This is a genomic window from Westiellopsis prolifica IICB1 (assembly GCF_004323185.1).
Classification (GTDB): Bacteria; Cyanobacteriota; Cyanobacteriia; order Cyanobacteriales; family Nostocaceae; genus Pelatocladus; species Pelatocladus prolificus_A.
Map to the genome: position 1 here is coordinate 1,663,405 of NZ_NAPS01000002.1, position 10,308 is coordinate 1,673,712.

The 10,308-nt window shown below is 40.0% G+C and carries 11 protein-coding genes; 1 reads left to right on the plus strand and 10 read right to left on the minus strand.

Going from position 1 to position 10,308, the window contains the following annotated elements; translation table 11 throughout:
• Positions 1-80 precede the first annotated feature (80 nt).
• The 5 genes from sat to B4U84_RS21545 all read right to left on the minus strand — a co-directional run bounded on the left by sat (position 81) and on the right by B4U84_RS21545 (position 5,487).
• A complete protein-coding gene (gene sat / locus B4U84_RS21525; RefSeq protein WP_165490329.1) occupies positions 81-1,253 on the minus strand; it encodes a sulfate adenylyltransferase in 1,173 nt (390 codons plus the stop codon).
• Positions 1,254-1,781: 528 nt separating this feature from the next.
• The gene (alr, locus tag B4U84_RS21530) at positions 1,782-2,900 is read right to left on the minus strand and encodes an alanine racemase (RefSeq protein WP_131120517.1); all 1,119 of its coding nucleotides are present in this window, start codon (positions 2,898-2,900) and stop codon (positions 1,782-1,784) included.
• A 235-nt stretch (positions 2,901-3,135) separates the two neighbouring features.
• Complete coding sequence (locus B4U84_RS21535; protein ID WP_017311212.1) at positions 3,136-4,023, minus strand: hypothetical protein; 888 nt, start codon at positions 4,021-4,023, stop codon at positions 3,136-3,138.
• Between the two features lie 64 nt (positions 4,024-4,087).
• Positions 4,088-4,600, minus strand: coding sequence for a hypothetical protein (locus B4U84_RS21540; protein ID WP_017311213.1), 513 nt, complete (start codon positions 4,598-4,600; stop codon positions 4,088-4,090).
• A gap of 239 nt (positions 4,601-4,839) precedes the next feature.
• Positions 4,840-5,487 carry a class I SAM-dependent methyltransferase gene (locus B4U84_RS21545; RefSeq protein ID WP_131120518.1) on the minus strand — a complete coding sequence of 216 codons (648 nt, stop codon included), beginning with the start codon at positions 5,485-5,487 and terminating at the stop codon, positions 4,840-4,842.
• Between the two features lie 125 nt (positions 5,488-5,612).
• Here B4U84_RS21545 and B4U84_RS21550 point away from each other — a divergent pair, with 125 nt between their 5' ends.
• Positions 5,613-7,307 (plus strand): ArnT family glycosyltransferase, encoded by a 1,695-nt coding sequence (locus B4U84_RS21550; RefSeq protein ID WP_131120519.1) that lies wholly within the window; start codon positions 5,613-5,615, stop codon positions 7,305-7,307.
• Positions 7,308-7,339: 32 nt separating this feature from the next.
• Here the strand turns inward: B4U84_RS21550 and B4U84_RS21555 are convergent, their stop codons facing one another.
• The 5 genes from B4U84_RS21555 to B4U84_RS21575 form a co-directional block, all read right to left on the minus strand.
• Entirely contained in the window at positions 7,340-8,110 is a 771-nt protein-coding gene (locus B4U84_RS21555; RefSeq protein WP_131120520.1) for an MBL fold metallo-hydrolase, read from the minus strand.
• Positions 8,107-8,718 carry an anthranilate synthase component II gene (locus B4U84_RS21560; protein WP_131120521.1) on the minus strand — a complete coding sequence of 204 codons (612 nt, stop codon included), beginning with the start codon at positions 8,716-8,718 and terminating at the stop codon, positions 8,107-8,109. The genes B4U84_RS21555 and B4U84_RS21560 overlap by 4 nt, the downstream gene beginning before the upstream one ends.
• A 125-nt stretch (positions 8,719-8,843) precedes the next feature.
• The gene (locus B4U84_RS21565) at positions 8,844-9,299 is read right to left on the minus strand and encodes a diacylglycerol kinase family protein (protein ID WP_017311219.1); all 456 of its coding nucleotides are present in this window, start codon (positions 9,297-9,299) and stop codon (positions 8,844-8,846) included.
• Positions 9,300-9,441: 142 nt separating this feature from the next.
• Entirely contained in the window at positions 9,442-9,972 is a 531-nt protein-coding gene (gene ybeY, locus B4U84_RS21570; RefSeq protein ID WP_131120522.1) for an rRNA maturation RNase YbeY, read from the minus strand.
• 40 nt (positions 9,973-10,012) lie between these two features.
• Positions 10,013-10,168, minus strand: a complete 156-nt coding sequence (locus tag B4U84_RS21575) for a DUF3285 domain-containing protein (protein WP_017311221.1) — start codon at positions 10,166-10,168, stop codon at positions 10,013-10,015.
• Positions 10,169-10,308: the final 140 nt, after the last annotated feature.

The window sequence follows — 10,308 nt, forward strand, 5'->3', positions numbered from 1 at the left end:
TTTAACAAGTTTCTTACCACGTCCCCTTTCCCCTTTCCCCTTTCCCCGATCCCCGATCCCCGATCCCCAATCCCCTTTCCCTAAACAGGTACTTTCATCGCCCGTGCTAATTCTGCTGCTACTTCTGGGCGAGAAAATTCTGGTGGGGGTAATTCGCCCCGACGCAACATTTCTCGTACTTTTGTACCCGATAGGTGAACACGTTCTTCGGGTTTGCTGGGACTGGTTTTGGTTGTCGCCATCTGCTTTGTACGGGTACAGTAGAAGGCGTGTTCAAACATCATTGGTGTAATGCCAATTTCTTCTGGTTTAAACTCAGCGAAGATGTATTGAGCGTCATAGGTTCCGTAATAATCACCAACACCTGCATGATCCCGCCCGACGATAAAGTGAGTACAGCCGTAGTTCTTGCGAATTAAAGCATGGAAAATTGCCTCACGTGGACCAGCGTAACGCATTGCTGAGGGGTTAATTGCTAAAATTACTCGATCTTCGGGATAGTAATGTTCTAGGAGAATTTCATAGCAACGCATCCGCACATCCGCAGGGATATCATCATCTTTTGTTGCGCCTACCAGTGGATGCAAAAATAGACCATCGACAGTTTCTAGCGCACACTTTTGGATATATTCATGGGCGCGGTGGATGGGGTTACGAGTTTGGAAACCAACAACAGTTTTCCAGCCTTTTTGCTGGAATAATTGTCGGGATGCGGCGGGATCAATTTGATAGTCGGGAAAGTAGGGATGGGGATCGCGTTCTAATAACCACACATCACCTGCAAGATTCACAGGCCCTTGATTGTAGACTACCTGTACACCGGGATGTTTTTCTTCATCGGTGCCATAGACATTGATTGCTTCTCGTTGTTTGTCGTAGCGATATTTTTGACTGAGTTCCAAAACTCCGATAAATCTGCCTTCGGGGTTATCCAAACGCACTAAACCCCCTTCGATAAGAGGTGCTGCTACTTCTTCGCTAACTGAAAGTGTAATGGGAATTGACCACACAGTACCGTTAGCCAATCGCATTTCAGCAACAACGCGATCGTAGTCCTGCTGATTCATAAAACCAGTGAGCGGACTAAAACCACCGATCGCAATCATTTCTAAATCAGAAACTGCCCTCTGGTCAAGTTGCACGCTTGGCAAAAATTCGGCTTTGGAAAGAAAAATTTCTTTTTGTTCTGGTGTAGCAATGCGATTAACTAACTGCCCACCGTGAGGAGGAATGCCTTGTGAATGATAACTCAACTTCGCCCCTTGTTTGCCTAAATACAGTTTTTTTTAAGGTATGTTAATAACTTACCAAAATGTCAGTATGTATAGAGCAAAATTTATAAGTGAATTTAAAAGTAAAATAAATACTTATTTTTTTAAGTTAAATTACGTAATTATTCTTCTTTTTAAAGCTTTTATATTCCAAAAATGCGCTAATTATACTTTTAACTAGTAAAAAAGCTGCGTATCTTCTTCGGAGCAAGAAGAATTTCGGTGATTGGATTTAACAAGCGATCGCAATTTTTTTGATATGGCAATCCTATATGATTTGTGAGAATCGCCAAGTCCAGATCCCCGACTTCTTTAAGAAGTCGGGGATCTTGTATCTCACGAATGATTTAGGAACACTATAGATAAGTACCTAACACAATTAAATAGACACCTTTTAAGCTGTTAATAGTTCCCGCTCCCCTTTCCCCTTTCCCCTTTCCCCGATCCCTAAATATAATAAAAGCACGGCTAGTTGGCCGTGCCAAGATGGGAAAAAGCACATCACCTGAATCAATATAAGTAACTTACCTGGTTCATAAAACCAGCCATCAGGTTGATTTCTGTATGTACACTCTGAAACTTATCTGCTAATTCTTCAAAGGTAATCTCCTCGTTACCTTGATTACCAACGAGTACTACTTCATCTCCCCATTTTACTTCTTTTGGTAGATCAGTAACATCTACTGTTGTGATGTTGAGTGAAACTCTTCCCACAACTGGACAACGCTGACCCTGAATTAAAACAATGCCTTTGTTGAAGAGCGATCGCGGATAACCTTCACCAAAACCCACAGGTAAAGACGCAATCAAACTATCGCGTTGAGTAGTATATAAACTGCCATAACCAATAGTTTTACCTGCGGGTATTTTCCTTACCTGAGCTATCCTGGTTTTTACTGACATTACTGGTTTTAATTCTAGGGGGTTTTCAAAATCTTGGGAAGTACGTACCCCGTAACAAGCAGCACCAACCCTGACTAAACTATTACTTTTCGGAGTCAGGCGCACTGTTGCAGCACTATTATGAGTATGAGTTAGTACATCTTCTGGTAAGTAATCATTCAAAGCAGTACGAACATGATAAAAATCTGCCATCTGCTTTTCTGTAAACGCCAGATCTTTACCGTCAGCACTGGCAAAATGAGTCATAATTCCCACAATAGACAAACCTGGTAAAGCACAAACTTTCTTTAATTCTTCAATCTGAGATGAAAAGAAACCACTTCTACCCATCCCTGTATCAATATTGATATGCACGGGAATTTTTTTGTTGCGTTTTACTCCTGCATCAGATAAATACTCTGCTGCTTCCATTGTTCCCACCTGTTCTTCTATATCCAGGCGATGTATTGATTCTTCTAATTCTTGTGGTAGCGCCATGCGTAAACGCAGGAGTTTGACATCCAAACCCAAATCACGGATAGTTGTTGCTTCTGGATTTGTGCAAATACCAATATAATCTGTTCCTGCCACAACAGCCGTTGTTGCTAACTGCTTCAAACCATGTCCGTAAGCATTTGCTTTCATCACGACACATAACTTTGCAGGTGCAACAAAATCTCGGATGTAGCGAATATTGTCTTTAAACTTTTTAGCAGAAACTGTGACTTCAATGTGATGCTGATTCATTGGGGTTGTATGGTTAACTCTTTCAACTAGTTGGTTATTAGTGATTAGTAGTTAGTTGTTGAAACACCAAACCACAAACAACACTCCTAGTTTGTCGTGTCAATTATCGAATACAACCCTTGAAATTCCAGTTTAATTAATTACTTTTTTGCTAATATTTTTTCTTAGGAATTATTCTTTAAATAAGGATAATTAATAATAGAAGTTATTACTAATTATCCATGAAGTTATGAAACTAAATTTCTGCCACAGCCCGTTCAATCAAGCGACGCGCAAGGGTTTGTGTACCTGTATGTTCGTAGTAATTTGTCGCTACATCGAGGAACGCTCCTAAATAATCTAATTTGTCATCAGCGATTTCGGCAAAACTTTGCAAGTTATGAACAACCTTTTGAGGCGTCAAATCATTGTTAGCAACCAGGTTACTCATCCAACCTTGAACTGAGTTAAAGCTTTCACCAATAAAATTCAGTTTGCTGCTAGAGTTTTGACCTGGAATCGCCTCTTGAATGTTTTTAAAAGTTGTATTTTGTTCTAAATCTTGAGGGTTAGTCTGACTAATTGTAGATAAGGCTTTGTTGATGAAGTCTGGGCCAAGAGGTATCAAACCATCAACACAAACCAAAGCCACCATCCGAATGAGTGATTCACCACTATACTCACCCAAAGATGCGACAAAGTCCCCAATGCTATCACCAGGAATACCGTTGATGCTACAAAAAGCTACTAACTCAGCAACTAATTTCAAACACAGGTCAATAGTTTGAGCTTTGTCAGCTTTGGGAGTAATAGAGTTGAGAAACCCCAACAAAGGAATTTTTTCTCCTACCTTATTAGCCAAAGCAGCAGCACCCAGGGCTTTATCTGTGCTATCGACTGTTTGATACAACCACATAGCACGTTGGTAGCCTTGGGAACGATCATTATAAAGATAAATGGCTCGTTCACCAATAGCTTGAATCAGACTTTCGTCGCTTTCGCCCGTCACAGTTTTAATAGTGTTGACAAAACCAACTACATTTTGCCATTCCCCAGGAGCGACAAAATCCAGGGAATTCAACATTGAAACAGTCAAGTTACTAGTCGGTAGTTCGTCTACCAACTCAAAAATTGGTTTACTCACAAAAATCTCCTTATTTATTAGAGACGCGATGAATCGCGTCTTTACAATGGTTATTGGTTATCGTTTATTTCAGTTTTGCTAGACCAGCTAGGTTAAATTTTTTAATCCAGGTTTCGCGATCGCTTGCTTGAAATGATGGTGAACGAGAAAGTACTTTTACCTGGTAGCGATCGCTGACTAATATCGCAGTTTGAGTATTACCAACTTCCACTGCTGGATAACCAGCAATTTGCTTAGTGCTACTAGCAAATTTTGCTGCTGCTGTGGGTGTACTCTTTGTATCAGAAATAGCCAGCATTGCAACTTCTTTACCGTCTTTTTTTAACTTAGCTTCAGCAAAACCCTTTTTCTCTTGAGTATATACACGCTCGTATCCATCTTCAGCAGGAGGGAAAAACTTGTTAAATTCACTACCTTGGGTTGCATTTTTCGCAACAGCTTGACCAGTTTTTTGACGACTGCTTTCTTGTTGCACCTGGTCAAAACGTCCAGGTTCTTTTGGAGTACAAGCTGTGGTCAATAACAACACTGACAGCAACACAACAGCTAAAATCCTGCGGACACGAAGGAAATTCATGTTTGACTCCCGTTATGATCAACGTTCAAGGCAATTATTACGGTTTATGAGTGCTTGTAGCAAAAAATTTACTTTTTGATCAGACTTGGTTTTGGAAGGGATCGGGGATCGGGGATCGGGGAAGGGAGAAAGGGGATAAGGGAGTGTGGGGAGTCAAGGGAGAATAACCAATGCCCAATGCCCAATGCCCCATGCCCAATGCCCAATGCCCAATGCCCGATGCCCAATGCCCAATTTTTTCAGCCGTGGCGTCTAGCGATCACTGCATAAAATGGATCTCCTCCCGCAGCGCCTAACCACTGAAGAAAAATTGGTGTATTTGATTGCCGAGCAATCACTTCTGGGGTAGTAAATCCATGTACAGAGTTAAAATAACCTTTAACTAATTCAACTCTGGTTCTTTCCGATGCATCTCGCCAAGCTTGGATAGCTTTTTGAAAAAACATGCGGTTAGAAAAGCTCACGATTGCAATTCCATCTGGTTTGAGGACGCGATATATTTCGGAAAATACTGCTTCTGGATATTGCAAATATTGCACAGAGACACAGTTGAGAACAGCATCAAATTCTTGATCTGGTAGTGGTAAACGAGGATTTTCGTTGATATCTTGGACAAAATAATGATCTAAGCGGGGATTGCGGGCTAATTCTTCAGCGTTGAGTCCGTGTCCTTCCACATGTTTGAATTGCATTTCTTCTGGTAGATGAGAAACCCAACTACTCATGATATCTAAAATACGTGTGTTGGGTTGGAGGCGATCGCGATATAAATCTGTTAATTGTTGAATAAAGCCTTCGTCTACATGAGTGACAAAGCGGGGAAAGGAATAAAATTCCTTGTCGTCACCGACGTCAAGTTTAGTACGTTGTTCTGGTCTGAGCAGCATAAGATAGGAATTTGATCAGAAGATGCGTTGTCTAAATTTGTGTATCACCATACGTATATTAAAAACAGTCTGAAAAATAAGCGAGTCTATCTAGGGATCTACTAATTACAAAACAATCGATATCAATGTTATTTAAGTTACTAAAGTATCAATTAGCTTGGCAGGGTTTTCGTTCTTGGGTAGGCTTTCCTTACATAAGTTTGTTATTTTGGATACTGCCATTATTATTATTTAATTCTGGGCATAGTAGCTTGATGGCCCATGATGAAGGACTTTATGCTTGGCGATCGCGTCAAATGTTTGATTCTGGTAATTGGATCAATCCTTGGTCACAAACCCATCATAAAACCCCAGGCCCTTACTGGTTAATTGCCAGTTCTTACACCCTATTTGGTATCAGTGAGGCTAGCGTACGTCTGCCAAGTATGATTTTTGGTGTATTGAGTATATTAATTCTCTATGAAATCGGCAAAATTTTACTAAATCAAAAAATAGCTTGGCTAGCTGCTGCAATTTTGAGTGTGGAATTTTTGTGGTTACAATACTGTCGTTTAGGTACACCTGATGTGCCAATGGTTTTTTTAGTACTTTTGGCTATTTTGGCTTTATTAAAAGCTGAATTAAATCCTCAATATCGCTATATTTATAGCTTGGTTATTGGCGTTTGTTTTGGTTTAGGTTTCTTAGCCAGAAGCTTTATGATTTTTTTGCCAATGATAGCTTTGTTTCCTTATCTGATTGGAGAACATCGCCGTCATGGTCATCTGAAAAACCCAATGTTGTATTTAGGTTTTTTGCTGGGTTTAATTCCGACCTTAATTTGGCTGTGGTTAAATTTTTCCAACTACGGCATTGATACTATAGAAGAATTATTAGAATTTGTATTTCGTTTAGGTTCTAAACAACGTGGCAATAATGGGATTTTATTTTATCTCTGGAATGTCCCAATTAAAGCCTTTCCCTGGTTTTTTTTGGCTATTATAGGTGTAATTTTGGCTTGGCGTCGCCCTATTTATCGCTATCAATTAATCTTGGTTGGTTTCCCATTAGTTTTATTTTTGGAAATTAGTCTTTTTTCTACTCGTTTACCTCACTATAGTCTTTTACTATATCCTTTCATTGCATTGTTGGCGGCTTTAGGATTGGACTGGCTAGGTAGTGTGGGTTTTGATGGCAAAAAGCCGATTAAAGAGTTAGGGGGAGATAAACAGACAATATTAGCTTATATCAACAAACTTCCTCGCAATCTCAGTTATGGATTTGGTGTGCTTGCTATTTTATTGTTGTTGACGGGTAGCTTAATTTATATTTTGAGTAGTGATGATCTTCGTAAATATGCAACTGTTGGTTTGGCTTTAGGCTGTGGTTGCTTGATTTTACCTTTAGTGTGGATTGGTCGTTATTGCTTTGGTCAGAAATTTCTCAATTCCAACTACTGGTTAGCTGGTTGGTTGATTCCAGCTTGGTTAGCTTTGGCTGTTGTTGGTAGTCATGGCTTTTTGAGTGATTATAATCCAGATATGAGAAGTTTTTTAGTACAGCCTGCGATCGCCCAAATTTTGCAGAATCATTCTATTCAGTTTGTGAAAGTTGGAGGAAAAACCGGAGTACTACTTGATTTTTACACTCCTCACCACGGAGACGATGTAGATACAATTTCGGAACTACCAGTTTATAGCTATGCTTGGATCTCTCCACAACGAGTAACTGATTTATCTACGCCTCATCGTGTTTTAGGTACTGTGCAGAAACACCAATTGATTCAAATTTTGCCGCGCTCTGTACAACCTACTATCGTACCCCCACAACCAAAAACTTAAAAGGCAGGCTTTTTGCCTGCCCTTAAATCTTTCTAAAACTTGTAACTTAAAACTTGTATCGCCCCCTTATCCGGTAAATTACCAGGACTAAGAGTAATGTTGTCGGTATCGCTACGACGTACACTCATCCCATTCATCACCGTTAAAAAATTATCTAAAGGAGAAATATCGCAAATAGCTTCATCAGCTGCTTGAGTACGGTAATGGGTAGGAATAATCAACTTGGGATTGATGGTCTGAATTGCTTGCTTTGCTTCTTCAGCGTTATAAGCTTTAGCACCGCCGCCTACAGGTACTAGTGCCACATCAGGGCGACCAATGAGAATTTTTTGTTCAATGGAAATAGGTGCAGCAGCCCCCCCTAAGTGGAGGATATTAATTCCTGCTTGCTGCCATTGCCAAGCAGCATTTGTACCGAATTGCTTTCCACCTTTGCGGTCATGGGGAATAGCGATTCCTTGAAATTTAATGCCTTTAAACTCGTAAGCACCGGGTTCGTAGATTAACTTCGGATTTCCCGGTAGGTCTTCAACTGCACCTTCATCCAACAATTGACTGCTAATCAGTACTAAATCTGCTGCTACTTTCGGTGGACGATACTTAGCGGTACAACCAACTGTGCGAAATGGGTTGACAAGAACTTTCGTACCGCCACCTGTAAACAGAAAGCAAGTATGACCCAACCATTGTATTGATAATGAACCGCTAGATTGGGCATTAGCTTGAAAGTGAGAATCCAAGCTAGTAACCAAAGTTGTTACAAAAGCTGCCCCAGCATAGCCCATTAATTGCCGTCGTTTCATCTATTACTCTCTTGTTTTTGTCGTAATTTACAAAGAAAGTTTCGTAATAACTGCTTACCTGAAGATGTCAGAACACTCTCTGGATGAAATTGGACGCCTTCTATATGAGGATAGTTCCGGTGTCTAACCCCCATAATTGTGCCATCTTCCACCCAAGCAGTAATTTCTAAGACATCTGGGCAGGTGTCGCGATCGATTACCAGGCTATGATATCGGGTAGCGACAATAGGGTTTTCTAATCCTTGGAAAACTCCAACTCCTGTATGAGACACTTGGGAGGTTTTGCCGTGCATCAACTCTGGTGCAGAAACAATATTACCACCGAACACTTGACCAATACTTTGATGACCCAAACAAACCCCTAAGATTGGTAAGTCAGTTCCTAGTTTTTGAATTAAATCTAGGGAAATACCCGCATCATCTGGGCGACCAGGACCGGGAGAAATTACAACTCCATCTGGCTTTAAGGCTTTAATCTCATCAAGGTTAATCTTATCGTTACGAAATACTTTGATATCTGCCGCTACAGGGAATTCTGCCGCCAGTTCTCCCAAATATTGCACCAGATTGTAGGTAAAGCTGTCGTAATTGTCAATAACGAGAAGCACTGCGATTTAACTCCAGTTGTCAACCACTGCATCCATTTTGGTTGATTGTTACAGATTTTGTGTCGCTGTGATGCAGTTAATTGTTGGTTGTGAAAATATCAAACAATAAATTAAAAATTAAATTTCTAAACAGCCGACAAAATCAAAGCTAGCAAGGGAGGAAATAAAAGTGCGATCGCCACCAAAACTGCCACACAAGCCGAAATCAACACAGCACCAGCAGCACAATCCTTGGCGATTTTTGCGAGTTCATGGTAGGTTTGCTTAACTGTTAAATCAACTACCGACTCAATTGCTGTATTGAGTAACTCTAAGGCTAAAACCAAGCCACTAGTGATACTTATAACTGCAATTTCCACTGCCTTTAATCGTAAAAAAATACTCAATCCTAGCGCTACTCCACAGATAACAACGTGAATCCGAAAATTGCGTTGAGTTTGAAAAGCATAAGTGATCCCACACCAAGCATACTTAAAACTCACAAATAGATTAGCAGCAACTTGCCAAGATAATTCTCGCTTTTTGGTAACAACTGTTTCTAAGTGGTTTGAAGTTGGTGGTGGTGAAACTGGTTGGGACATAGTTGAAAAAATACAGCAGCGGTGTTGATGAACTGGGAATCTGTGCCGATTTTAATAGTCAAATCGATAATTATGCCAATTTTCTACTGATTATTATATAAATAACAACAAAGAAGTCGCATTTTCATCCAACATGCGACTTCTAAAATTCTATGTCTATAGAAATACCTATTAAATTCAGTAATATTACTTGCTGTTTGAGCATTTTTTCTAAACTTTCTTCATCGGGATGATCCCAGCCCAGCAGATGTAACAACCCGTGGCTTGCTAACCAAGCTAATTCGGTTGACAAAGTATGTTCTTGCTTTTGAGCTTGCTGTTGTGCTGTATCAACAGAAATAATAATATCACCAAGATACAAAGGCATAGAAGCTAGCATTTCACTTGGCACAGGAGAATCTACCTCTAATGCGGCAAACGATAAAACGTCTGTAGGCTTGTCTTGATGACGGTACTGGGCGTTTAATTCCTGAATTTCCGAATCATTGGTCAAACGCAACCCGATTTCATAACTTGCCGCAGATGGAATATTTGGTTGTAATTTTTCTAACCAGCTATTAAACCAATTTTCCCATGTTTGAGCAGTTATTAGAGTATAGGTATGACCAATATTTATACTTTCTGCTTGCGAAGATTCACATAGATAATCTTCTACATATACTTCAACTTGCACCAGCCGAAAAATCTCCTGTAGTGAAATTGATAGTTTATGATTAGCGAGTTAAATAAGCAAGACCAATAAACAAAGCTAACAGCCCGACAGTGGTCAACAGAAAATGCTTGAGAGAAGTAACTCGCTTTTGCACCATATTTCGCATCGCGAGTTTCACATAGCTGGGTTGACGTTCATCAGAAGGAGAATTGCTCATAATAATAATTTCATGACAATTGTCTTTTTTAAATGTAACAGTTTGTTTAACCGGAAAGCTAAGTCCATGAAAATGATCACGTTTGTGACGAGCGTCTTCACGTTAATAAGCAACGTTAAAAGGGATTGAACAAACGCTTT

Bases quoted from the DNA above. Each gene is read 5' to 3' on its own strand.
- B4U84_RS21550 (WP_131120519.1), top strand. From the start codon at position 5,613: ATGTTATTTAAGTTACTAAAGTATCAATTAGCTTGGCAGGGTTTTCGT.
- B4U84_RS21555 (WP_131120520.1), bottom strand. From the start codon at position 8,110: ATGAAACGACGGCAATTAATGGGCTATGCTGGGGCAGCTTTTGTAACA.
- B4U84_RS21565 (WP_017311219.1), bottom strand. From the start codon at position 9,299: ATGTCCCAACCAGTTTCACCACCACCAACTTCAAACCACTTAGAAACA.
- B4U84_RS21545 (WP_131120518.1), bottom strand. From the start codon at position 5,487: ATGCTGCTCAGACCAGAACAACGTACTAAACTTGACGTCGGTGACGAC.
- B4U84_RS21540 (WP_017311213.1), bottom strand. From the start codon at position 4,600: ATGAATTTCCTTCGTGTCCGCAGGATTTTAGCTGTTGTGTTGCTGTCA.
- alr (WP_131120517.1), bottom strand. From the start codon at position 2,900: ATGAATCAGCATCACATTGAAGTCACAGTTTCTGCTAAAAAGTTTAAA.
- B4U84_RS21575 (WP_017311221.1), bottom strand. From the start codon at position 10,168: ATGAGCAATTCTCCTTCTGATGAACGTCAACCCAGCTATGTGAAACTC.